21 protein-coding genes are annotated in these 25,483 nt (G+C 47.8%); 8 read left to right on the top strand and 13 right to left on the bottom strand.

Annotated elements, in window-relative coordinates:
- Positions 1-4: 4 nt before the first annotated feature.
- Positions 5-574 (top strand): DNA-3-methyladenine glycosylase I, encoded by a 570-nt coding sequence (locus tag ACE3T3_RS13590; RefSeq protein ID WP_374667803.1) that lies wholly within the window; start codon positions 5-7, stop codon positions 572-574.
- Between the two features lie 13 nt (positions 575-587).
- The gene (locus ACE3T3_RS13595; protein ID WP_374667805.1) at positions 588-1,610 is read left to right on the top strand and encodes an NAD(P)-dependent alcohol dehydrogenase; all 1,023 of its coding nucleotides are present in this window, start codon (positions 588-590) and stop codon (positions 1,608-1,610) included.
- Positions 1,611-1,706: 96 nt separating this feature from the next.
- Here ACE3T3_RS13595 and ACE3T3_RS13600 read toward each other — a convergent pair whose 3' ends face one another.
- Positions 1,707-3,137 (bottom strand): PLP-dependent aminotransferase family protein, encoded by a 1,431-nt coding sequence (locus tag ACE3T3_RS13600; protein ID WP_374667807.1) that lies wholly within the window; start codon positions 3,135-3,137, stop codon positions 1,707-1,709.
- Between the two features lie 97 nt (positions 3,138-3,234).
- Here ACE3T3_RS13600 and ACE3T3_RS13605 point away from each other — a divergent pair, with 97 nt between their 5' ends.
- Entirely contained in the window at positions 3,235-3,672 is a 438-nt protein-coding gene (locus tag ACE3T3_RS13605; protein WP_374667809.1) for a hypothetical protein, read from the top strand.
- A gap of 16 nt (positions 3,673-3,688) precedes the next feature.
- Here ACE3T3_RS13605 and ACE3T3_RS13610 read toward each other — a convergent pair whose 3' ends face one another.
- Together ACE3T3_RS13610 and dapB are read right to left on the bottom strand one after the other, a co-directional pair.
- A complete protein-coding gene (locus tag ACE3T3_RS13610; protein ID WP_374667810.1) occupies positions 3,689-4,327 on the bottom strand; it encodes an START domain-containing protein in 639 nt (212 codons plus the stop codon).
- A gap of 59 nt (positions 4,328-4,386) precedes the next feature.
- Positions 4,387-5,208: a 4-hydroxy-tetrahydrodipicolinate reductase gene (dapB, locus tag ACE3T3_RS13615; protein WP_374667812.1), complete on the bottom strand. Its 822-nt coding sequence runs from the start codon at positions 5,206-5,208 to the stop codon at positions 4,387-4,389.
- 211 nt (positions 5,209-5,419) lie between these two features.
- On the opposite strand from dapB, the gene ACE3T3_RS13620 reads away from it, so the two are divergent.
- Positions 5,420-7,060 carry a Wzy polymerase domain-containing protein gene (locus tag ACE3T3_RS13620; protein ID WP_374667814.1) on the top strand — a complete coding sequence of 547 codons (1,641 nt, stop codon included), beginning with the start codon at positions 5,420-5,422 and terminating at the stop codon, positions 7,058-7,060.
- Between the two features lie 114 nt (positions 7,061-7,174).
- Here the strand turns inward: ACE3T3_RS13620 and dnaJ are convergent, their stop codons facing one another.
- The 4 genes from dnaJ to ACE3T3_RS13640 all read right to left on the bottom strand — a co-directional run bounded on the left by dnaJ (position 7,175) and on the right by ACE3T3_RS13640 (position 13,137).
- On the bottom strand, positions 7,175-8,290 hold the full coding sequence (gene dnaJ / locus ACE3T3_RS13625; protein ID WP_374667816.1) for a molecular chaperone DnaJ: 1,116 nt from the start codon (positions 8,288-8,290) through the stop codon (positions 7,175-7,177).
- Between the two features lie 104 nt (positions 8,291-8,394).
- Positions 8,395-8,772 (bottom strand): hypothetical protein, encoded by a 378-nt coding sequence (locus ACE3T3_RS13630; RefSeq protein ID WP_374667818.1) that lies wholly within the window; start codon positions 8,770-8,772, stop codon positions 8,395-8,397.
- A gap of 121 nt (positions 8,773-8,893) precedes the next feature.
- Positions 8,894-12,031: an efflux RND transporter permease subunit gene (locus ACE3T3_RS13635; RefSeq protein ID WP_374667820.1), complete on the bottom strand. Its 3,138-nt coding sequence runs from the start codon at positions 12,029-12,031 to the stop codon at positions 8,894-8,896.
- Complete coding sequence (locus ACE3T3_RS13640; protein WP_374667823.1) at positions 12,028-13,137, bottom strand: efflux RND transporter periplasmic adaptor subunit; 1,110 nt, start codon at positions 13,135-13,137, stop codon at positions 12,028-12,030. Before ACE3T3_RS13640 ends, ACE3T3_RS13635 begins: the two co-directional genes overlap by 4 nt.
- 115 nt (positions 13,138-13,252) lie before the next feature.
- On the opposite strand from ACE3T3_RS13640, the gene ACE3T3_RS13645 reads away from it, so the two are divergent.
- The 4 genes from ACE3T3_RS13645 to ACE3T3_RS13660 all read left to right on the top strand — a co-directional run bounded on the left by ACE3T3_RS13645 (position 13,253) and on the right by ACE3T3_RS13660 (position 19,363).
- Entirely contained in the window at positions 13,253-13,924 is a 672-nt protein-coding gene (locus ACE3T3_RS13645; RefSeq protein ID WP_374667825.1) for a TetR/AcrR family transcriptional regulator, read from the top strand.
- Between the two features lie 140 nt (positions 13,925-14,064).
- Positions 14,065-16,749 carry a phosphoenolpyruvate carboxylase gene (gene ppc, locus ACE3T3_RS13650; RefSeq protein ID WP_374667827.1) on the top strand — a complete coding sequence of 895 codons (2,685 nt, stop codon included), beginning with the start codon at positions 14,065-14,067 and terminating at the stop codon, positions 16,747-16,749.
- A gap of 291 nt (positions 16,750-17,040) precedes the next feature.
- Entirely contained in the window at positions 17,041-18,345 is a 1,305-nt protein-coding gene (locus ACE3T3_RS13655; RefSeq protein WP_374667829.1) for a solute carrier family 23 protein, read from the top strand.
- A 103-nt stretch (positions 18,346-18,448) separates the two neighbouring features.
- Positions 18,449-19,363, top strand: coding sequence for a LysR family transcriptional regulator (locus ACE3T3_RS13660; protein ID WP_374667831.1), 915 nt, complete (start codon positions 18,449-18,451; stop codon positions 19,361-19,363).
- On the opposite strand, the gene ACE3T3_RS13665 is transcribed toward ACE3T3_RS13660, so the two are convergent.
- From ACE3T3_RS13665 to ilvD, 6 genes are all read right to left on the bottom strand, one after another.
- A complete protein-coding gene (locus tag ACE3T3_RS13665) occupies positions 19,360-20,097 on the bottom strand; it encodes a sulfite exporter TauE/SafE family protein (RefSeq protein ID WP_374667833.1) in 738 nt (245 codons plus the stop codon). The genes ACE3T3_RS13660 and ACE3T3_RS13665 overlap by 4 nt on opposite strands.
- Before the next feature lie 279 nt (positions 20,098-20,376).
- Positions 20,377-21,021, bottom strand: a complete 645-nt coding sequence (locus ACE3T3_RS13670; protein WP_374667835.1) for a hypothetical protein — start codon at positions 21,019-21,021, stop codon at positions 20,377-20,379.
- A gap of 48 nt (positions 21,022-21,069) precedes the next feature.
- On the bottom strand, positions 21,070-21,405 hold the full coding sequence (locus tag ACE3T3_RS13675; RefSeq protein WP_374667837.1) for a hypothetical protein: 336 nt from the start codon (positions 21,403-21,405) through the stop codon (positions 21,070-21,072).
- Positions 21,406-21,468: 63 nt separating this feature from the next.
- Positions 21,469-21,756, bottom strand: coding sequence for a chorismate mutase (locus ACE3T3_RS13680; protein ID WP_374667839.1), 288 nt, complete (start codon positions 21,754-21,756; stop codon positions 21,469-21,471).
- Entirely contained in the window at positions 21,737-23,059 is a 1,323-nt protein-coding gene (locus ACE3T3_RS13685) for a hypothetical protein (RefSeq protein WP_374667841.1), read from the bottom strand. The genes ACE3T3_RS13680 and ACE3T3_RS13685 overlap by 20 nt, the downstream gene beginning before the upstream one ends.
- A 72-nt stretch (positions 23,060-23,131) precedes the next feature.
- Positions 23,132-24,817, bottom strand: coding sequence for a dihydroxy-acid dehydratase (ilvD, locus tag ACE3T3_RS13690; protein ID WP_374667842.1), 1,686 nt, complete (start codon positions 24,815-24,817; stop codon positions 23,132-23,134).
- Positions 24,818-25,483: the final 666 nt, after the last annotated feature.

Below are 25,483 nucleotides of genomic sequence, written 5' to 3' on the forward strand. Positions count from 1 at the left end.
AGACATGACGATTCAACGCTGCGGCTGGTGCTCCGATGACCCGCTCTATATCGCATATCATGATCAGGAATGGGGACGCCCTGAACGCAGTGAAGCGCATGTATTCGAAATGCTGTGCTTGGAAGGCCAGCAGGCGGGGCTGTCCTGGATTACCGTTTTAAAAAAGCGCGAAGCCTACCGGCAGCACTTTTTCCGGCACAGCATCAGCGCCATTGCCCAGCTCAGTGACGAAGCCTTGGCGGAGATTGTGCAGGATGCAGGCATCATCCGGCATATCGGCAAGCTCAAGGCTATCCGCAGCAATGCGATAGCGTGGCTGCAGCTGAAGCAGGACGGCATCGATCCTGTTGAATTCCTCTGGTCCTTTACCCAGCAGCAGATTTTGGACAATGATGTGCCGGATTACCGCATGGCGGCGGCGCAAACCGCCGAAAGCCTGCACATGTCTAAAACGCTGAAAAAGAAAGGCTTCAAATTTGTTGGCCCAACCATCTGCTATGCATTTATGCAGGCCGTGGGCATGGTCAATGATCATGAAAATCATTGTGCATTTAAGCACCCGAGCACCGTATAAAAGGAATTCTGAAATGAGTGACAATACCATTCGTGCCTATGCCGCCATGCAGGCGGGTGAAGCTTTGCAAGCCTATCAGTTTGATGCCGGAGAATTGCTTCCGCACCAGATTGAAGTCCAAGTCGAATACTGCGGCCTCTGCCATTCAGACCTGTCCGTGATCAATAATGACTGGAACTCATCAGTTTATCCTGTGGTTGCCGGCCATGAAATTATCGGCACAATTTCACAGCTCGGGTCTGAAGCCAAAGGCTTAAAATTAGGACAGCGCGTCGGCATCGGCTGGACGGCCGAAAGCTGCCAGCATTGCGATCCCTGCGTATCGGGCCGCCAAGTCCAATGCACCGGTGGTAAAACCGCCACCATCGTTGGCCATGCAGGCGGCTTTGCCGATAAAGTCCGCGCCGGCTGGCAATGGGCCATTCCGCTGCCGGATGATTTAGATCCTGAATCTGCCGGGCCTTTGCTCTGCGGCGGCATTACGGTGTTTGACCCGATTTTAAAGCACGAGATTCAGGCCATTCACCATGTGGGCGTGATCGGCATTGGCGGGCTCGGCCATATGGCCATTAAGCTGCTGAAAGCATGGGGCTGTGAAATTACCGCCTTTACCTCCAGCTTGGATAAAACCGATGAACTGAAAGCCATGGGAGCAGATCATGTGGTCAACAGCCGGGATGCTGATGCACTGAAAGCGCAAAGCGGCAAGTTTGACCTGCTGCTCAGCACAGTGAATGTCACGCTGAACTGGCAGGCTTACCTGTCCGCCCTGGCGCCGAACGGCACCATTCATATGCTGGGCATAGCGCTGGAACCGATGCAAATCCCTGCAGGCGCGCTGATCAGCGGCGCTAAATCAGTCACGGGTTCACCGACAGGCTCGCCTGCAGCGCTGCGCCAGCTGCTGAAATTTGCAGCCCGCAAAAATATCGCGCCGCAGATTGAACTGTTCCCGATGTCGCAGATTAATGAGGCCATTGAGCGGCTGCATGCCGGCCATGTCCGCTACCGTGTGGTGCTGAAAGCCGATTTTTAAGCGGCTGCACTCGAATCAGAAAAAGCCTGCTGCTCAAGCAGGCTTTTTTCGGCCTGCGTATTCAGGCCTTATCCACCCCAAGCCATAAACGGCGCTTTATGCGGCGGCTGAAAGCGCATTCTTAACCCAATGCGCCAGCTGCACGATCGCCTGCTGAACATCTGCGGACAATTCATGTCCGGCATTCAAGCGGATGCAGTTGTTATAGCGGCTACCTTCTCCAAACAGCAGTCCGGGCACAATATTGATGCCTTGCTGCAGCGCATGCTGGTACAGCGCCAGACCATCCAGATGCGCAGGAAACTGCAGCCATAACGCATAGCTGCCTTGAGGATGGCTGATTCTCAAAGCCGTGCCGGCAAAAGCCTGAGCGATAAATTGCCGGTACTGCTCTACCTGCTTCATTAATTTGGGGCGCAGCTGGCCCAAATGCTGGCGGTATGCCCGGCTGTAAATCAGATCCGCCAACCCCAGCTGCAGCGGCGTATTGACTGAAACATTCTGAATAATCAGTTTGGCATGCAAATACTTCAGCCGTGGCGGCAGGCAGAACCAGCCTAAACGGTAAGAAGGCGATAACGATTTGGACACCGAACCACAGTAAACTACATAACCCTGCTGATCCCAGTATTGAATCGGCAGCGGCCGCTGTGCGCTGAAACTGCACTCGGCATAAATATCATCTTCAATGATATAGCATTGATATTTAGCTGCCAGCTGTGCAATCTTTTGCTTGGCGGCATTGCTGAGGCAAAAGCCCAGCGGATTTTGGAAATTCGCGGTAAGCAGGCAGACTTTCGCGCCCGAATGCCGCATCGCCTGTTCTAGCCGCTCCAAATCAAAGCCTTCAGTATCTGCAGGAATTTCAATAATTTTACGTTTCAGTAAAGCCAACAGCTGCAGCTGGCCATTATAATTTGGCGTCGGGACAATAATGCTGTCCCCTTCTGCGCTCAAGCTCTGAATCATAACTGACAGCGCAGGCATACAGCCATTGCTGATATAAATCTGCTCAGGGGCAAGATGAAAGCCATCTTCAGACCAATGGGCAGACAGCGCTTCGCGCAGCCGCAGATGCCCCTGCCGGTTGCTGTATAAAAAATCTTCGGGCCTGCAGCATTTCAGCGCACGCTGTATCGAACGGCTCAGCGCCTTGGCAGGAACCAGATTGGGAGAAAGCTGAATCGAACCCAAATGAATCAGCTTGCTGTTAATGGCTGCTTCCTGAATCTGGATTTGCAGTTCCAAATTTGAAATTTCACGCATTTTCGGCGGAAAGTCCGAATGCTCAGGCACTGCGATTTCACGGCCAGAGGTTTGACTCTGCACAAAGTAGCCTGACTTCGCTTTGACATAAATCAAGCCGTTGGCTTCCAGCAATTCATAGCAGCTCTTTGCTGTATTCAAACTGATCCGCTGCTGCTCTGCAAACTGGCGCAAGGAACTGAGGCGCTGATCTGCACTGAGCTCCCCGGCATATATTTTCTGTGTGATCTGCTGCGCCAGCTGCTGGTACTGAAAAGCCATACTGTACCCATTTTTTAATATTTACTGTATCTGTACCCAAAATATTAACAGTTCTAAGCTTGCTGTACAGTTTTTCAATCAGATACAGGAGAGATTTATGAAAACAATAACAATGACTTTCACGCTATGCTTAAGCCTTGGCCTTCTAGCCTGCCAGCCTCAAAAGCCGAATGCCATAGCACAGCAGCAGAATTTTATCTGCAGCGCCCTCATTGATGGATTTTTAAAATCTCAAAAACTGACACATTATCAGTTGTGGAAAGTTCAGCCCACGCTCTACAGTGCATCAAGCCAGCGTTTATATATCTATAGAGCGCAAAGCTCAAACAATATGAATTTACTGCCGTATCAGCAGAAACTGCACTTTGCCTGTGAACAACTGTCCGCGCGCCAGTTTCAGCTGAAATTATCTGATCCTCAGCAGGGAAATACTGTCGCGCAGTTAAGCATTGAACTGCCTGAACCTCTGCAGCTGAAAACCATCACCGCTTTCAGCCTACCGGATCAACAAAAGACTCAGCCTAAACAAGATTGAACCGCGTGCATGCGGGCTATTTCAAAATGGCCGGCAGTTCAGCAGGCCCTTGCGGTTTTGCCAGTTCCGCTTTCATTTTCTGCAGCATCTGATAAGGTTGCTGCTGCACAAACATATTCACCACCGGCAGCGGAATCGAGCCTTCAGGATTGGCATAGCCATAGGTGGATACTTTGACCTTCTGCGGGCCGAGCTTTTGAAAAACCCAATCGCCCTCATACTGTGTCAAACGCACATAATTGCTGTTCTGCGCATAGCCCTTTTTGAGCGCCTTATTTTGAATGCTGATGACGCCTTGCGCATCTTTGAACATTTTGCCCTGCACCACCAAATCGCGGTCTTTCAGCGGAAATGGAAAATCCAGCACCATATACAGCAGGAATTCGCCTTTTTTATCGTCACGGGACAGCATTTTCATCTGCCCTAAAAACGGCACCCAGTCCACTGCATGCTCGACATTCAAAACCAGCGCGACAGCCTGCTCAATCGGTACATTCAGCGTGGTTTCAGCCTTATACATCATTACGGGATTCTGACTGTCCTGATAAGTCCAGACTTTAATATTATTTTTGCTGATCGTTAATTTTGCATTCTCTGCAGGCGCAGCATGCGCTGCCAATGCCGCAGCGCATGCCGTCAAGATGACTTTTTTCATTCCACTGATACGTCTTTTTTTAGTTTTAGATTCTTGTTATAGCGGATTTTTAATGAGATTTATACTTGAATATCATTAAATCCAAGCACATCCTTCATATCATATTTACGCGCATCACGGCCCACCACCCATGCTGCAGCACGTACCGCGCCTGATGCAAAGTTCATGCGGTTGGTGGCTTTATGGGTAATTTCCACACGTTCGCCATCGGCAATAAACATCGCGGTATGTTCGCCGACAATATCGCCGCCGCGGATGGTCTGGAAACCGATAGTTTTGCGCTCACGCGGACCTGTATGGCCTTCACGGCAATACACCGCATCTTCTTTCAGGTCACGGCCTAAAGTATCAGCAATCGCCTCGCCCCACATGAGCGCTGTACCTGACGGCGCATCGACTTTGTGGCGGTGATGCGCTTCCACAATTTCAATATCCACTGTGTCGCCAAACACTTTCGATGCCAACTCAAGCAATTTGATTGACACGTTGACACCGACAGAATAGTTGGCTGCATACACGACAGGTGTTTCAGTTGCAGTTTCTTCTAAATAAGCTTTCTGCTCATCACTCATGCCTGTTGTGCCGATCACAATCGCGACACCCGCTTTGCGGCACAATTCCAGATGATGCGCCGTCGCTACCGGCGCGGTAAAGTCAATCACCACATCACAATCGTTGATTACAGCCTCTAAACCGCCCGCCACTTTGACGCCAATCGCGCCAATGCCTGCCAGCTCGCCGGCATCTGCGCCAATCAGGCTGCTTTCCGGGCGTTCAACCGCCGCGGCCAATTGATAGCCGGCCTGCTGTACCGCTTGAATTAAGATGCGCCCCATACGGCCGCCTGCTCCCAAGACCCCAATGCGCGGATGTGCTGACATAACATTTTCCTGATGCTGATTCGAAATTGCTCTTACTATAGCAAAACTCCTGAACTTGGCTAAGTTCCATGCAGAAAAAACCTGAAATTTCTGCCCGCGGATCATGCGCTTTCCGCGCGGCCTGCCAATGCTTCAGGCGGACGGCACGGCGTTTTTTAAATCAGGCGCGTTTCGATGTATCATATGCAGGTTTTTTCCACGATGATCAGGCATGAGAAATTTCCTGTTTGCGCTCGCTGCAATTTTTATGTTTATTGCATGGCTGCATCCGATTCATTACCGCCCTTGGGCCACGTATCTGGGTGAGCTGTACACGTTTTTTGCGCTGTTTGCCTTAGCCGCAGCCTGCTGGAAACAGCCGATTCGGCTGCCGAAAATCACCCTGCCGATCTTCGGGCTGGCGCTGATCCCGCTGCTGCAATTCGCCTTCGGCCATGTCTATTATTTCAGCATCGCGCTGCTGAGCTTTATTTATGTCTTTTCATTCTGGATCGCCATCGCCATCGGCTACAGCCTCTGCAGCGATCAGGCCAGCCGTGAAAAAACCTTTCAGTATTTAAGCTATACCTTTCTGGCCGGCGGGGTTGCTACTGGCCTGGTCGCCATCTGCCAATGGCTGAATTTTGATGCGTCGCTGGGCTGGATCATGATGAACATCAGCGGCAGCACCCGTCCGTTTGCCAATTTTGCCCAGCCCAACAATATGGGCACGTTCCTGCTGATGGCGCTGCTGGCCTGCCTGTATCTGTATGAAAAGAAAGCGGCAGCGACAAAATGGCTGGTGCTGGCCGCACTGCCGATGCTCATTGGGGTCGCACTGAGCCAGTCACGCACCTCATGGGTCGCCTGCATCGCCATCATGCTGTATCTGTCTTATCAGCAGTACCGCCATATCATCCGCCTGCCGTGGCGCTATAACCTGCTTTGGCTGTTCGGTTTTATTGGATTGATTTTCTGCCTGCCGGAAATCAGCCAATGGCTGGCTCAAACCTCTGGCATGCAGCTGATTGAAAGCCGTGATGTGGCGCAGCGCGCCGGCGGCGATATGTCGCGTCTGGCGATCTGGCAGCAGATGACGCATGCTGCAGCCGCGCAGCCGTGGTTTGGCTATGGCTGGTATCAAACCAGCACCGCCTTCGTATTCATTTCGGATACCTTCCCAGGCCCGGTGTGGGTGCGCAGCGCGCATAATTTCATTTTAGATTTCCTGCTGTGGAATGGCGTGCTGATCGGACTGCCATTTTTGGCCTATTTCGGCTATTTGGGCCTGCAGCTGCATCAACGCGTGCAATCGGCTTCATCCGTGATTGGCGTGCTGATGGTTGGCGTTTTTGTGATTCATGCGCTGCTGGAATTTCCACAAAACTACGCGTATTTCCTGCTGCCGATGGGCTTTGTGATCGGCACCATCCTGGCGCAAAAAACCGATGCCGCCGCCATCACCCTGCCGCCTATTTTTATGCGCGCCGCCTTGATCTGCGGGCTGATTCTCCTGGCGGTGATTTACCGCGATTATGATGTAGCGGTGCCGAAGATGGATCAGTCAGCGCGTTTTGAAAAAACGCCGGAGAAAATCACCCGCAATGACCGCATTTACCTGCTCAGTGAGTTTGATCACCGGATTAACTTTATCCGCATGAACCCGTATCAGGCCATGAGCAAAGCGCAATTGGATGATGTTGAAAAACTGGTGCGCAGCTATCCAACCAATTATAACCTGACCAAGTATGCCAAAATGCTGGCGTACAACGGTTATGAAGCGGAAGCGAAACATCAGCTGCTGCGCATCAAGATCATTCAAAAGAAAGATTTAAGCTACGAAGACTTAATCAAAGCAATGCCATCCAAATAAACGGCGCAGTTTGAAATCCGCGCGGGCAGCGGCCATCAGCCTGATGGCCGCTGCCCGTAAAAAAAGAGCCTGCATGATGCAGGCTCTTTTTTTATGGGCAGCGGTTTAAGCGGATTAATCAAATAAGCGGTCGAAGAATGATTTTTTCTTCGGCGATGATTTGCTGCCTTCGCCATCCATGGTGTCCTGCAGCTCTTTCAGCAATTCACGCTGACGCGCAGTCAAATGCACAGGCGTTTCCACCACAATGCGGCAGAGCAAATCACCCTGCATGCTGGTGCGCACAGGCTTCACGCCTTTGCCGCGCAAGCGGAACAGTTTGCCGGTTTGCGTACCTTCAGGAATTTTCAGGCTGACACGGCCGTCCAAAGTCGGGATCTGAATTTCTTTGCCTAATGCCGCATCAGCAATGCTGATCGGCACGTCCATATACAGGTCGGCGCCGTCACGCTGGAAGATTTCGTGCTCACGCACCACCACTTCTACATACAGATCACCAGACTGGCCGTCACGGATCGCTTCGCCTTTGCCGCTTAAGCGTACGCGGTCGCCATTGTCCACACCCGCTGGAATAGTGACTTCCAAAGTTTGCTGACGGTCAGACACCCCAGAACCATGACATTTGCCGCATGGGTTCTTGATGATTTTGCCTTGGCCGCGGCAGGTGCTGCAGGTTTGCTGCACCGAGAAGAAGCCTTGCTGCATGCGCACTTGACCCGCGCCATGACAGGTTTTACAGGTTTCAACATCATTTGGATTTTTTGAACCTTTGCCGTCACAGGCATCGCAAGGCGCTGGCGCTGTGAAAGTAATGGTTTTTTTCACGCCCTTCACCGCTTCTTCAAGGGTGAGTTCCATGACATAGCGCAAGTCCGAACCGCGGCGCGCGCGCTGCTGGCCTCGGCCGCCGCCGCCAAATGCGCCGCCAAAAATGTCGCCGAACTGGCTGAAAATATCTTCTGCGCTGAAGCCGCCAAAACCGCCGCCTGCACCGCCCATGCCGCCTTCAAAAGCTTGATGGCCCATGCGGTCGTACATGCTGCGTTTTTCGCCATCAGACAGCACTTCATAGGCTTCTGCAGCTTCTTTAAACTTTTCTTCAGCTTCCGGGTTGTCTGGGTTGCGGTCTGGATGGAACTTCATCGCCAACTTACGGTAGGCTTTTTTAATTTCATCATCACTAGCGGTTTTAGCGACACCCAAAACCTCATAATAATCACGTTTAGCCATGTCTGGCGATGCTCCTCACGGAATTCAATTAATACTCAACTGCGGTATAAATTGGGGTCATACCGTCTTTTACAAGGGGGATAGCTTGAAAAATTTCTGCAGGATTAGAAAACCGCTTTATTTTTGAAAAATTTAGTGACGCCTTTAATCCAGGCATTCAGTAAATACAAGAAGGCGATGCCGGAAAATACCACGCCGGCCACAGTGCAGCCCGTCACCCATAAATAGGTGTCCCAGTAATAGAAGAACAGCGGGATAAACCACAGCGCTGCAAAAATGGCCATGATGATATAAATCAGCACCGTCCGCATGATCCAGAGCGCCTGCGCCTGCATCCAGACTTCAGCTGAATCCAGCTGCGCCACTTTGCGGGCAAACCAATAGGCAAACAGGCTGCTGATTACGGTAAACAGCGCCAAAAACATGAAGACATAAGAAATCGCGAGATAGCGGCGATACTTGATGATATTGTCTGTCGTCATGTCTGATTCAACCTCATACTGCCCCCAAAATCCTTGCATGCGCGCAGTGAATTATTTATTAAAATTATCTATAAAGATTAAGTGCTACTATATTGAAAAAAACAATATTTCGCACCCACTTTTATGGATTGTGCTGAATTTTTTTTACCTTAAACCACTGCGCATACAATGCAGGCAGGAAAAATAAGGTCAGCAGTGTCGCCACGATTAATCCGCCCATAATTGCAACCGCCATCGGACCGAAGAAAATACTGCGTGACAGCGGTATCATCGCCAGTACAGCGGCCAATGCAGTCAGTACAATTGGCCGGCAACGGCGCACGGTGGCATTGATAATCGCATCCCACGCCGACTCCCCTGATCGAATATCCTGTTCAATCTGATCAATCAAAATCAGCGAGTTGCGCATAATCATGCCCGACAGCGCAATCGTGCCGAGCATCGCCACAAAACCAAAAGGTTTATTGAACAATAACAGGAATAAGACCACACCAATAATGCCGAGCGGCGCAGTTAAAAATACAATCACTGCACGCGACATGCTGCGCAGCTGAATCATTAATAAGGTCATCACCACGGCTAAAAATAAGGGCATACCGGCATTGACTGACGTCTGACCGCGCGCTGATTCTTCCACCGTACCGCCCACTTGCAATAAATAGCCATTCGGCATTTCGGCACGCAGCTGATCAAACGGCGCTTGCAGCTCGCCCACCACCGTCGCCGGCTGTAAATGACTGCGAATATCTGCGCGCACGGTAATGGTCGGCAAACGGTTGCGATGCCAAATCAGGCCCTCTTCAAATCGATATTCAATTTTTGCAATTTGCGCCAAAGGCACCGAGCCGCCTTTTGCAGTTGGCACGGCTAAACTGCTGAGTGAGCCGACATCCAAACGTTCGGCTTGATCGCCCCGCATGCGGATTTCAATCAGCTCACGTTTTTCGCGGTACTGGTTAATCACCGCGCCACTGATGGAGCTGTTGAGGAAATTGGCCAGATCCAAACTGCTGACCCCCATTTGACGCGCACGGTCTTGGTCAATATCCAATTGGATGACTTTGCTCGGCTCACCCCAATCCAAATGCACATTGGTGCTGTTTGGGTTTTCACTGACTGTGGCTGCGACTTTCTGCGCCCATTCGCGTACCAGCGTCAGGTCTTCACCTGAGACCCGGAACTGCAATGGATAACCGACAGGTGGGCCATTTTCAAGCAGCGATACACGAGTCCGCACTTCAGGCAGCAGTTTGCGGATTTCTTCTGACAAAGCCTGACGGATTTCATTACGGTCATCTAAAGACGATGCCAATACCACAAACTGAGCAAAACTGGCTTGCGGCAATTGCTGATCGAGCGGTAGATAAAAACGTGGCGAACCGGTACCCACATAAGCCACAAAGTTATCAATGCCCTCTTTTTTCGATAAAAAGGCTTCGACTTTTTTCACCGCCGCTTCGGTGGCTTTTAGCGATGCCCCTTCTTCCAGCTTCAAATCCACCAAAATTTCGGCGCGGTTCGACGGCGGGAAAAACTGCTGCGGCACGGTTTTAAACATCAAAATGGACAGGATAAAAATACCGACCGTGGTGGCAATTACAGTTTTGCGATAGGTCACACAGGTATTTACCCAACCACGGAAGCGTTGATAAAACCGGGTTTGATAAGGATCGTGATGCTCACCGGCATGATCCACGATCGGCTGCGGCGCTGGCTGTTTGCGTAGTCGCGCCCACAAGCGTTGATACCACGGCGCTTTTTGAATCAGCTCTTGATTGAAATCCGGCAGTAATTTGTCACCCAAATACGGGACAAACAGCACGGCGGCAAACCACGAGACAATTAAGGCAATGGTCACCACTTGGAAAATCGAACGGGTATATTCACCGGTACTGGACGCCGCAGTCGCAATCGGCAAGAAACCGGCTGCAGTAATCAGCGTTCCGGTCAGCATTGGAAATGCCGTGGTCCGCCAAGTATGTCCGGCGGCTTGCAATCGGCTATAGCCCTGCTCCATTTTAATCGCCATCATTTCGACGGCAATAATGGCGTCATCGACCAATAAGCCCAGTGCCAGAATCAGCGCACCGAGGGAAATTTTATGCAGGCCGACATCAAACAGCTGCATGCCGGCAAAGGTCATCGCCAGCACCAAGGGAATGGAAAAAGCCACCACGAGGCCAGTCCGGAAACCAAGGGAGAAAAAGCTGACCAGCAGGACGATAATCACCGCTTCGGCCAAAACTTTCATAAACTCATTAACGCTGCGCTTCACGGCAACCGGCTGATCGGACACTTTTTTCAGTTCCATCCCGAGCGGCAAAGTTTTTTGCAATCGGGCAAATTCGGTTTCCAAGTTTTTACCGAGCGCGAGAATGTCCCCGCCTTTACGCATAGACACGGCAATGCCGAGACCATTTTCCCCCATAAAGCGCATACGCGGCTGTGGTGGATCACTAAAGCCACGATACACCTCCGCCACATCACCGAGTTGAATGGTGCGGTCATTGACCAGCAATGGCATTTGGCGCAGTTCATCAATATTGTGCAGATTGCCGCTGACTCGAACCTGAATACGGTCGGAGTTGGTTTCAAAGAAACCTGCGCTCGCCACGGTATTTTGCTGTTGCAGAGCCTGCTGAATCGCTGTGACCGGAATGCCCATTTGTGTGGCTTTGGTGTTGGAAATTTCAATCCAGATTTTTTGATCTTGCAGCCCAATCAAATCAACTTTGGCCACATCTTTGACCCGCTGCAATTGTAGCTGCAAACGGTCGGCATATTCCTTCAGGGTGGCATAGTCAAAGTCTTTGCCGGTCAGCACATAAATGTTGCCGAAGGTATCGCCAAATTCATCATTAAAAAATGGCCCCTGCACCCCAGACGGTAGCTGATGTTTGATGTCATTGATCTTTTTACGCACCGTGTACCAAACATCTGGAATTTGCTGCGAACGCAGGCTGTCCTTGGCGACAAAAGTCACCATCGATTCACCTGGCCGTGAATAGGCCATGATGCGTTCATACTGCCCCGTGGTCATCAATTCTTTTTCAATGCGGTCGGTGACCTGCATCGACACTTCTTTGGCTGTTGCACCCGGCCAATAGGTTTGAATCACCATGACCTTAAAGGTAAATGGCGGGTCTTCACTTTGGGACAATTTGGAATAGGACACGATCCCAATAATGCCCAGCAGAATCATAAAATAAAGAATCAGGCCCTTATTTTTCAGCGCCCACTCTGACAGGTTGAAATTCATTCTTTCGCTCCTGCCTGAATATGAACAGCGCGGTTATCACGGTCAATCGGATGAATTTTTTGCTTTTCCCGCAGCAAATGTACGCCACCAACCACGACATAATCCTGAGCGTTGAGACCGCTGAGCACTGGCACACTGTCACGGCCATATTCGCCCAAAGTCACTGGCACTTTACGCACGCTGTTGTCCGCATTGACCACCATCACATAGGCCTGCTGACCCTGGGCAGATACGCTCGATAGCGGAACATGAATCACATTGTGCTGTGCTTGGGTTAAAAATACCCGTGCACTCTGTCCAAGCTGAATCGTACTGTTCCCTTCACGCAGGGCCACTTTGACGCTATAGGTGCGTGACTGATCCGCGGCTGGACTGATTTCGCGTACAAAGCCAGCAAATTTTTCTTCGGGTTTTGACCACAAAGTGACCCATGCATCCTGTCCAATTTTGATCTCGTCAATGGCTTGTTCAGGAATACCGATCACCACATCGCGCTCACCGGCAACCGCCAATTGATATGCAGCCTGCCCTGCTGCCACCACTTGACCCACTTCAATATTGCGTTCAGTAATCACGCCCTTTTTATTGGCAATCAACTGGTTATATCCGGTTTGATTGCTGCTCACCTCATAATTCGATTGCGCTTGCTTGAGATTCGACAATGCAGCTTTGTACTGATTTTCCACCGCATCGTACTGTGAACGGCTGACGGCATTCAGCGGCAGTAATTGTTTAAAGCGTTTGAGTTCATCTTCGGCAATTTGTGCCGCAGAACGCGCACTGTCTAACTGCGCTTGTGCGGCATTCAGTTGCAGCTGCGCATCTTTCACATCCAGTTTGGCTAAGACCTGCCCAACACGGACTTGGTCGCCGACATCGACATAGCGTTCGGTAATTTGCCCCCCAACGCGAAAGGCCAAAGCCGTTTGCTGACGCGCCTGCACATCGCCGGCATAACTTTTTTGCTCAAAATGGGCTGCGCTCGGCTGTGTCACCATCACAAAAGGAACTTCCTGTTCGCTTTGCGCCTGTTCCTTGCTGCATCCCCATAAGGTCACACTGCAAACAATGATCATGCTGACAACGGTGCTCTGAATCGTACTCATGAAGTTCGCTCTTAATTAAACGTTTTTTTTAGGGCAGAATAGTCTTGCATTAGTTTGGTTATTTTTTAATTAATAAACCATGCGGTACATTAATTAGATTATTTATCCAAAATCAATGACCTTTTCAATTTTTTTGGAATATTTTCAGCAAATGAACGTCGGCCGCCCCAAAGACCTAGAAAAACGACAACGCATTTTAGAATCAGCAAAACAATTATTTTTAGAATTGGGCTATCACGGTTCCAGTATGAACCAGATTGCGCAAAATGCCGGTGTCACCAAACTGACGGTCTATAACCATTTTCAAGACAAAGCCACGTTGTTCACCTGCGCAATTGAACAGACTTGCGAGCACATCCTCAGTACCCGTCCGCGTCATTTGCATGCCGAAAGTCATTTCCCCCATGCCTTGCAGGAAGTGTGTGAATTGACGATGGATATCATCAATTTGCCAGAAGCCATTAAACTGGATTTGCTGCTGCTCGAATTGGCGGCTGAACATAGCCCCTTAGTCGATCAGTTTTATCGCGCCTCACATTTAAAATTACGTCAGGTGTGGGAAAAATTATTTCGTGATGCCGCAGCATTTCAGTTTATTCAAGCGGCTGATCCTGCCGTTCAAACTGAACTGATTGTATCGCTGCTGGCCGGTCTGCGGCATCAAGAGGTCTTGCTCGGCATGCGTGAAATTCCCAACGCACAGGAACAACAGCACCTCATTGCCTTTGCCATCGAAGTCTTTATGCTGAAATATGGCCAACCGGAGGCAGCACCTGATTTACGGTAATAATTTCAGATTAATCTATCTCTAAAGGCACAGTACGTGCTAATTTTCAAGCAAAAGTCATCCGACTTTTGTCTGTACCCTCTTTTGCCATAGTGCTTTCGAGGTATAGTCGGGACAGGAACAAGCGGAGAAAGAACAACATGATTCAACAAATTGATGCTCCATTACGTGAAGATGTGCGCTTACTGGGCAATTTATTGGGTGAAACCCTAAAGCAGCATGCAGGACAAGATTTGTTTAATCAGGTAGAACAAATTCGTGCCTTATCGAAGGGTGCACGCGATGGACAAGTTGAAGCGGAAAAACAGCTCGAACAATTATTTTTAAACTTAAAAGATGAAGAAATTCTGCCGCTAACCCGTGCATTTACCCACTTTTTGAACTTTGCCAATATTGCCGAACAATACAACGTGGTTCGCAGTCGCCGTAAAAGTGAATTTGATGAAAACGCACCGTCTCCAAACGTGCTGGATCATCTGTTTGAAAAATTTAAAACCCAAAATATTGATGCGGAACAATTGTTCCAACAAATTTGTGAACTGAAAATTGAATTGGTACTGACTGCGCATCCGACTGAAGTCAGCCGCCGTACCCTGATTCAAAAATATGACGATATTAATGATTGTCTGTTTAAAATGGATCAGCAAAAACTCACGCCGCGCGAACGCAAAACGGTTTTGGATGACCTGAAACAATTAATTTGTTCAGCTTGGCAAACCGATGAAATTCGTCAGCACCGTCCAACCCCAGTTGATGAAGCGAAATGGGGCTTCACCACGATTGAGCAAACTTTGTGGAATGCAGTACCGAAATTCATGCGCGAACTTGACGGCATGGTACAGGATCATTGCGGCAAAGCCTTGCCGTTGACAGTTGCACCAGTTCGTTTTGCTTCGTGGATGGGTGGTGACCGTGACGGCAACCCGAATGTGACCCATAACATTACCCAAGAAGTGTTGTGGTTATCGCGCTGGAAAGCTGCGGATTTATATTTGCGTGATATGGAAGACCTGCGTTGGGAACTGTCTATTCAGCAATGCAGCAAAGAACTGAGTGATGCACTGGGACAATTCCACCCAGAACCGTACCGTGAATATTTACGTGATACCCGCGAACGCCTTAAAGCGACACGTAACTGGCTGGCGCTGAAACTGCGCGGAGATGATGGTGATGACAGCCAAGTAATCAAAAGCCGTCATGAACTGCTTGAACCGCTGATGGTTTGCTACCGTTCATTGATCGACAGCGGTCTGCCGGAAATTGCCAACGGCAAATTGCTCGACTTTATTCACCGCGTGAATTGCTTCGGTATTGAATTGCTGAAACTGGATATCCGCCAAGAATCGACTCGCCACCGCCAAGCAATTTCTGCAATTACTGAATATTTAGGTCTAGGCAATTTCGAAACTTGGACGGAACAGGCGCGCCAGAATTTCTTGATTCAGGAACTGCAAAGCAAACGTCCATTGCTGCCAAAACATTGGAATGAACCGAAACAGAGTTTAATTGAACATCCGGATGTGCAAGAAGTCTTTGCGACGATGCGCACTTTGGCAGCGCAGCCGCCTGAAAGCTTAGGCGCCTATATTATTTCCATGGCGGAACATCCAAGTGATGTTTTGGCTGTTCTTTTGCTGCAAAAAGAAGCTGGTATTCAGCATCCTTTACGTGTCGTTCCGCTGTTTGAAACCTTAAAGGATTTGGATGGCGCAGCACGCACCATGAATACCCTGTTCAATATGCATTGGTACAAACAGCATATTCAAGGCAAACATGAAGTAATGATTGGCTATTCCGACTCTGCCAAAGATGCCGGCTTTATGTCTGCCAACTGGGCGCAGTACCGCGCGCAAGAAGAATTAACCGCGGTGGCGAAACAGCATGGCGTACAACTGACCTTGTTCCATGGCCGTGGCGGCTCAATCAGCCGTGGCGGTGCGCCGACCCAGCAAGCCCTGTTCTCTCAGCCGCCGGGGTCAATTTCCGGTGCAATCCGTGTCACTGAACAAGGGGAAATGATCCGCTTTAAATTTGGTTTGGAAGGCATCGCCCTGCAAAACTTGGAAATTTATACCGCAGCAACGTTAGAGGCAACGCTTTTACCGCCGCCTGAACCGAAACCAGAATGGCGTCAGCTCATGCACAGCATGACCGACCTCTCGGTACAGGTGTATCGAAAAACCGTCCGTGAAAATCCACATTTCGTGAAATATTTACGTACCGTGACACCTGAACTGGAACTGCAAATGCTACCGCTGGGTTCACGTCCGGCCAAACGTAAAGTCAGTGGCGGGATTGAATCGTTACGTGCTATTCCTTGGGTCTTCGCTTGGACGCAAATTCGTTTGATGCTCCCAGCGTGGCTCGGCACAGGCGCAGCCATCAACCACGTGCTTGATCAAGGTCAAAAACAGATTTTGGATGAAATGCTGCAGCAATGGCCATATTTCCAAACCCTGATTGATATGCTGGAAATGGTGCTGTCGAAGGCCGACGGCCATGTTGCCCTGTATTATGAATCACACCTCACTGATGATGAGGACCTGAAACTGCTGGGCGAAGAATTGCGTCAACGTCTGCGTGATGCAGTGCAAACTTTGCTCGCGCTCAAAGGCGAATCACAACTGCTCAGCAGCAATGATGTACTGGACCAATCGATGAAAGTGCGGAAACCGTATTTACTGCCGCTGCATTTACTCCAAGCCGAGTTAATGAAGCGCCGCCGCGCTTATTTGGCTGAACGTCAGGCAGAAAATACTCCGGTCGACCATGCCTTAATGGTCAGTATCGCGGGGATTGCCGCAGGCTTGCGTAATACCGGCTAAATGTCCAACTGATGAAAAGCACACCTTTAGGTGTGCTTTTTTTGCCTGCTGCTTTCTCATTTTAATTTTTTGGAATATATAAAATAAGAAAAACTTATGTGGTTTTTAGCGCATGAGCATCCAGATTAATTACATGATTTAACAATCATTTTTATGATTAAAAATTTTACCAATTGGTAAAAATATATGTAAATTCATGCAATTAATTTAACCTAAATATTTTTTAAAGCGATTAAATCTTCTAAAAAGAAGCGTATGATGTGCACAATTTATCTTTTGAGTGCTCATTTTATGTCCAACTGGTTTCCCCAATGGCGCCCGTATGAAGGCAATATTGATGCACGTCCTGTCGGTACCAATGAATACCTTCCTCCCGTGCAAAGCGTGGTATTGGGGATACAGCATGCCTTTGCGATGTTTGGTGCCACTGTTTTAGCGCCTTTCCTCATGGGTTTTGATGCCAATCTGGCCATCCTCATGTCCGGGATCTGTACCATCCTATTTTTCTTGATGACAGGCGGCCGCGTACCGAGTTATTTAGGTTCAAGTTTTGCCTTTATTGGGGTGGTGATTGCCGCAACCGGTTATGCTGCATCAGGTACTGGCGCGCCAAATGCCAATATTGCTATGGCCGCCGGTGGGATTATGGCCTGCGGTATTTTATATGCCATTTTCGGTTTTATTGTGATGGCAACGGGCACGCGCTGGATTGAAAAACTGATGCCTCCTGTCGTCACGGGCGCTGTGGTGATGATTATTGGTCTAAACCTTGCACCAGTTACCATTAAAGGTGTTGCGGGCAATAACTTTAATATGTGGATGGCCTTGGTCACTGTACTGTGCATGGGATCGATTGCAGTATTCACCAAAGGATTGTTGCAGCGCTTACTACTGTTAATCGGCCTATTAATGGCTTATTTAGTCTATTACATCGTATCGAATGTAATGGGACATGGCACACCAATTAACTTTGTCCCAGTACAACAAGCCGCTTGGTTCGGTATTCCACAGTTCCACTCTCCTGTTTTTGACTTTAATGCCATCCTCATCATTGCACCGATTGCCTTGATTTTGGTTGCGGAAAACCTAGGCCACATTAAAGCCGTGGGCGCGATGACTGGTGAAAATCTAGATCCGCACATTGGTAAAGCCTTTGTAGCCGATGGCGTTGCAACCACGCTTTCCGGCGGTGTTGGCGGTCCGGGGATGACTACTTATGGTGAAAACATTGGCGTGATGGCCGTGACTCGCGTGTACTCAACCATCGTGTTCGTCTTTGCTGGGGTCTTTGCAATTTTCCTCGGTCTTTCACCGAAGTTTGGTGCGATTATTCACACCATTCCGCAAGCCATTTTAACTGGTGCATCAATTGTGGTCTTTGGTTTGATTACCATTGCCGGTGCGAAAATCTGGATTGAAAACAAAGTCGATTTCTCGAAAAATAAAAACCTGATGGTGGCTGCGGTCACGATTATTTTAGGGACAGGTGACTTTGCGCTTCAATTTGGCAACTTCAACCTCGGCGGTATTGGTACTGCAACCTTCGCAGCATTGATTCTAAACTGGTTCTTCAGCTTCGGCGATAAATCAGAATAATTTGAATTCACAAATGTCTTTGAACTTTTAAGCAGCCTTAAGGCTGCTTTTTTTTATTCACCAGAATTCGGTAAGATAAGGCATGATTTAAGGAAATTGTAGAATGCGTCTGGATTTATTTGACCTCCAACTGATGCTGTATATCGTAGAAACGGGTAGCTTGACCAAAGGCGCGGCACGTTCGGCGATTTCCTTACAAGCCGCCAGCGAGCGGATTAAAAAACTTGAACAGCACTACCGCACACGCCTGTTTACCCGCCAAGCCACCGGGGTCAAGCTGACATTGGCCGGTCAAACTTTTGTTGAACATGCGCAAAATATGCTCAAGCAGGGAAAGCAGCTTGAATATGCCATGCAGCCCTTTGCCGAAGGCTTAAGTTCCAGCATGACGTTGTGGTGCAATTCCTCTGCGCAAAGTGAATATCTGCCCTTCTTACTGCCACAATATTTAGTTGAAAATCCCAATACGCAAATTGAACTGTTTGAAGCTGAGTCGAAAGATATTGTCGCGGCCATCGAGCAAGGCGCTGCGCAATTGGGCTTAATTTCAGGTTTTTTCAAATCCGCACATTTACAGACCTTAGATTTTGCTGATGATCCTTTGGTGCTGATCTGCCCTGCTACGCATCCACTGGCCCAGCAGATGGCCGTACAGCCCGCTGATATTTTGAATTATCCCTTTGTCGGCCTGATGCAATACCATTCATTGCAGCAGTCCATTGAAACTCAAGCCAAAAATTTTGGCTGTGACATTCAGTATCGGCTGCGGCTGCCCAACTTTGCTGCAATTGCCCAAGTGGTGGCAAATGGCGTCGGCATCGCGATTATGCCGAAACGTGCGGCACAGCGATTTAAAGCGCTGTATGCCTTCGCTCAAGTTGAACTGTTGGGCGAATGGGCCAATCGTAAATTGCTGCTCACGGCGCGAAATTTTGATGATTTACCGACGAGTTATCAGCATTTGAGTCAATTTTTGATGTCACAAAAATCGGCCTTGCTGGATGTTCATCCAGATTAAAGCAAATGAAATTGATGCAGCATCATATAGCTGCCTAAAGCGATCAGTCCGACAAAAAATACTTGACGGAATTTTTGTTCAGGAATGCGGTAACGGATTTTTTTCCCTGCCCACATGCCGATCAATGCAGGAATGAGCGCCATTGCCGACATGGCATAATCGATTGGGGTATCTTCTACAGGATTTTGCTGGAGGAATACCGCGAGGCAAAGCGTCGAAATGGTAAATGCCAATCCGAGTGACTGCACCAGATCATCACGTTTTAGCTGTAAACCCTGCAAATAGGGCACAACGGGAATGACTACTACGCCTGTTGCCACGGTGAGCGCCCCGCCGAGATAGCCGATAATCGGCGATAGCCATTTTTCATGCGGCGCAAAATTTGGCAGGCTTTTGGCGAATAATCCATACAGGCCATACAGCGCCAGCATGCCGCCAAGCAAGGCTTCACTGTTAAATTCACTTTGCCCTAAAGTGGGGAAAATACTCCAAACTGAACCCACAATAATACCCAGCAACAAAGGCCAAAAGCGTTTGATTAAACGCAGCACTTGCCCTTCGGCAAACAGCTGCCAAAAATTGGTCACCATAGACGGAATGATCAATAAGGTTGCCGCTTGAAATGGGCTAATTACCATCGTCAGCAGGCCCATAGATACCGCAGGCAAACCCAGTCCAATAGTGCCTTTAATTAAACCAGCAAGCGCAAAGACGCTAATCACAAACCCAATCATGGTGTATCTCGTGGAAGAACTGGCCCTATGCTATTGAATTAAGCTGTTTTGACAAATCACTGTTTTTGGAATGGGGTCTCAATGAAAGGTTGAGGCTTTAGAGAAAGAAAATAAATTTTCATAAATCTGTATAAAATTATGGAAAATTAATCCAAGAATTAGCGTTTAGTATGCAAATTTATTTAAAAGCTGTTCCAATGCGCTAAACACTGGAACAGATTTAATTAAGATTTTGATACTGAGTTGAAAATTTGATAATTTCTTATAAGTTATATTCTGTCAATTATGGGTTTCAATGGCCATTTCATAAGAATTCTGGAATTGGTACTTATCAGTTTCATCTTTAGTAGAACGAATAAAATTTTCCATTTTTTGTTTATATTCATCATGGCCAGATTTATACATAAATAATAAATAACCCCATTCACCATAAATATATTGAGGGTCATTTTTGGGAGTAGTCTTTAATTTTTTTTGTACAATCGCAGCTAATTCGGTATAACACGCTTCAATTTCTTGCTTTGGTATTTGAGCGTAATAGCTTAATTCACACTTTGTCACTAAACGTGCTGTACTAAAAGACTCTTTCAATAATTTTTCATTTAAATCATAAGCTTCTTTATACATTCCTGTAGCTGTATAAATTTGCATTTGTAACTTTTCACGTGTTTTTTTGTCCTTTATTTTCAAAACTTCGGGTAGGAATTCTTTTTGTTTAATCACAAAATCTTCTTGAACAAGAGTTCTGAAACTTTTTTGAAGCTGCTCATATTTTTCAATGATTTTCTTATCATAAGCAGATAATTCTACACTTGAAGCCTCTTTTAAATTCTGTTGATCTTTTTCCTTTGCAGGAATTTCATTTTGAGAACATGCGACACTAGAAAAAGTGATTATGCTTACTAGAATAACTGATCTAATCATTTGACCTCTCGTGCCGCTGAATTCAATGTAAATGTATGGCTTGTAAAACTAGGTATTGAGCCCCCCACCGTCAAACTCTAATGAATAACCGAGATTTAATTTAACCTTCAATAAAGACAAATCAGGTTTAGGCAACGTAATACTGCAAAAGCCGACTGGCTCTTTTCCTCGTTCTGTATCCCATACACCACCATCAGTTTTTAATCTTTGTTTGCTTAATAACTCAAACTGATTATTATTTTCTTTATATAGGTGTAAATCAGCAAAAGGAAAAATTTTATTGGCATCCTTTGCTGCAACTGGAGGAATATATGAAACGGTTATAAAAAGATTTCTATCTTTTAAAATATAGTGGACGATAAAATCACATCCTCCTGAAACCACTTGTATTACTACTCCAATTAAACTTTTTTATCATCATCATATGGAGGTAAACCAGTTTTAAATTTAAGGCCGAATTTCTTTCAATTCACGCTGAATAAAATGCTGAATCATATCGCGGTATAAGCGCTCCACAATATCCGCATTAACCCCATGTTCGTCTGCTTGTTGACGAATTTTACCAATCACCGCTTCAACCCGCTCCGGAGACTGGACATCTTGTACGGAACGCTTAAAGCGCACAGCTTGATCGACATAAAATTGACGCGCTGCAATCAATTCAATAATACCCTGATCAATCAAATCAATTTGGGCACGAGCTTGTTCTAAGGATTCAACTTTTTCTTTCTTCATCTTCTCTGGATTCACTTTCAGCAGTATTTTCACTTTTATACTTCTCTTCTAACACATTACTGAAAATACTTTCAATCATCCAAACGCGGTACAGGCTGTTAAATACATAGCTTTGACCCTCTATACGCAGCTCCAGCACAGGAAAATCCGGCTGAGATTTCATCTCGCAGTGCATATCATTTTCTTTCAGCAGCGTTTCAACATCATCTTCGGTCAGCGCTTCAATGTTCAGTTCCTGCTGCAACTGCTGAAAATGCGCTTTAAACGACAGATCTTTGCCCTGCGTCCACACCGCCTGCAAAATTTGATGCATGGCTTCTATGCGTTGCTCTTCCGGCACGCTGTAATACAGCTGCGCCATCCGTTTAGTCGCCGCCTCAGTCGGACGGCAAAACGGGGTAAATTTAACTTCAGTACGCTTGGATAAGCGTGTTGCCAAACTCCAGTCAAACCAGTCGCGGCCATGATAGCTGAGCGGATAGACATTCAGCTGAATGTTGTAATAGTCCGCCAGTTCCTCACGGATATAGGCCAGCAGCATCCATGAAATCGGATCTTCCAGCGCAATATACAAATCCAGCTCAGGGTCCAGAGCCTGAATCTCATTCAGCTCTTCTGCATCGCTGATTAAATGCTCGCGCCATTCAATATGATTAATCAAGAAAATCGGATTATCGGTCAGCAGTTTTTGCTGTTTGAGGCGGCGGGTTAGACGCAGCAGATCATCCACCGCATGATATTTGCGTTCACCAAGTTCAAAATAGCTGGCCAGCACGGGGGTTTCATTAAAAATCCGTTCCGGAAAATCTTGCGCTTTATGATGGCGGCTGGCCATGGCATACAGCGTGCGCAATTTCCCATACTGCTTTTGCCACAACATGTGGAAGACATCTTCCAGCAAATATAAAAAGTCCTGGCCGCGCAGCGGCGTATTGCGCAGAATAATTTCCGCCTGATGCAGCGCTTCGGCCGTCGGCTGCTCCGGCGTGTCATGGAAACTGAAACGGTGCTGTTTGGAGAGAATTTTCGCATCGTTGAGGCAATACTGCTGCCATTCTGCAGCAGACATATGATTGGGCGGTTCACCGCTCTGATTGGAAATATAGACTTTGAGGGGTTTCAGTTCATCACTGAGGATTTCTTCCAGCTGAGGCAGCTGCTGGGCGGTTAAGTAACTGTAAACATCATCTAAACGCAGGTAAATGCTTAAACCTTGTTCCGTGGGTAACACCGCTTGACGAGACGGTTTCTGATAAAACCAGCTCGATCGGATTGGATCAAACCAACGGCGCAACAGTGACATGAGATTTGCCTCGAAAAAATAAACCCTTGCGGGACTACAAGGGGTTATAGCAATTTGTTGGGGAATGATCAATTATACATCTAAATTTAGATCGGTAACTGCTCCTTTCTCAGCCCCTGAAGTCAATTTCGCGAACTTAGCCAAGGCGCCATGTGTATAATTCGGCTTTGGCTTGACCCAAACTGCACGGCGCGCGGCAATTTCTTCTTCCGATACATGCCAGGTCATTTCCCGGGTTTCAGCATTAATGGAAATTTTATCGCCATCTTTCACTAAACCAATCGGCCCGCCCTCATAGGCTTCCGGCGTCACGTGACCGATCACAAAGCCATGGCTGCCGCCTGAAAAACGCCCATCGGTCAACAGCGCCACAGACTGGCCCAAACCTTTACCGATAATCGCAGAAGTCGGTTTCAGCATTTCCGGCATGCCCGGCCCGCCTTTCGGCCCTACCCCGCGGATCACCACCACTTCGCCTTCTTGCACTTCGCCATCAAGAATACCGCGCATCGCGCCCTGCTCGCCTTCAAACACCCGTGCTAGCCCTTCAAAGTACAGTCCTTCTTTACCGGTAATTTTCGCAACTGCTCCTGTCGGTGACAGGTTGCCTTTGAGGACTACCAAATGTGAATCTTTTTTGATCGGTGCATCGAACGGCAGAATAATCTGCTGACCTTCTGGATAATCTTCAACATCGGCCAAGTTTTCCGCCAAAGTTTTACCAGTCACCGTCAGGCAAGAACCATCCAACATGCCGGCATTCAGCATGCGCTTCATCAACGGCTGAATCCCGCCAATCGCAATCAGTTCCGACATTAAATATTTACCCGATGGGCGTACATCTGCCACCACAGGAATGTCTTTGCCAATACGGACAAAATCATCCAAAGACAGTTCCACCCCTGCGGTATGCGCCATCGCAATCAGGTGCAGCACGCCATTGGTCGAACCGCCTAAAGCAATCAACACTTTAATTGAGTTTTCAAAAGCCGCTTTGGTCATAATATCCCGTGGCTTAATGTCCAGACGCAGCAGATTCATCACCGCTTCGCCCGCGCGCTGACAGTCGGCAATTTTATCTTCCGAAACAGCTTCCTGCGCAGAAGAACCCGGCAAGCTCATGCCCAGTGCTTCAATCGCTGAAGCCATCGAGTTCGCGGTATACATGCCGCCGCAAGAACCCGGCCCCGGCAGCGAGACTTCTTCGATTTGCTTGACTTGAATTTCGTTGATTTCACCTTTGGCATACTGGCCCACGGCTTCAAATACTGAAATCATGTCGGTATGCCCTGCACCCGGTTTGATGGTGCCGCCATAAATAAACAGCCCCGGACGGTTTAATCGCGCCAAGCCCATAATGCAGCCCGGCATGTTTTTGTCGCAGCCGCCAATGGCAATCACGCCATCATAGGCCTGACAGCCGACCACGGTTTCAATCGAGTCGGCAATGATTTCACGCGACAGCAGTGAATATTTCATGCCTTCGGTGCCGTTGGAAATCCCATCAGAAATCGTAATGGTATTGAAAATAATCCCTTTACCGCCTGCTGCATTGACGCCATTTTCTGCTTCACGCGCTAAGCCATCAATATGCATATTGCATGGTGTGACATTGGCCCAAGTCGAGGCAATGCCAATAAATGGACGGGTAAAATCTTCATCTTGAAAGCCCGTCGCGCGCATCATGGAACGTGCGGGTGCATTTTCAATCCCTTCATAAACAGGTGCTGAATGTTCTCTTAAATTATCTTTGCTCATTGTTTTTCCTTGGCGGTGGCTGATTTTAAGCTTCAGCTTTTAGCGGATTCTTTTCATTTGATTGTATAGAAAGCGCTCGGTATGTAAAAGAAATTACATCCTAACAAAAGAGATTTTAGTGTATTCAACACTTTTCGATCACATGACAAAGCGACATGGATGTCGCTGTTTTCCTGTATGGCAGGGATGCCATATCAGGAGAACAAAAGATTTTTGTTACTTTTGATCTTTCAAAAGTAAGGAATTGCCTACACAAAGGCATATAAATTATAGCTACTATTCGAGGCTGTATTTTTTTAGAATTTTAATGACATCAACGAATTATTAAATTTTATTTAGTTGCTTCAAGAAACATTATTTTTAATCAGATGAAGAATTCTATAACTTAGAATTATTGTCCCATTATTTCATTTAAAAGCTGATTACAACGGAGTCTTACCTCTATAAAAGCTAATTTTCGGAGCTCGTATGTTACTTTTGTTTTGGCAAAATGAGATGCGAAGCTTCGCAAGGAAACCATCTTGCGGTGCAATGCACCTCACCGACAAAACTCGGCAACTGTTTTCAACTAGAAGAATAATCGCAGAAACATTCACTTTTAAATTACTGGTTGCCTCAAACAGTTGCGGATGACGTTTCCACGTATCAAATGCAATTTATGTAGAT

The sequence above is a fragment of the Acinetobacter sp. genome, from assembly GCF_041919735.1.
In the GTDB taxonomy this organism is placed as follows: Bacteria; Pseudomonadota; Gammaproteobacteria; order Pseudomonadales; family Moraxellaceae; genus Acinetobacter.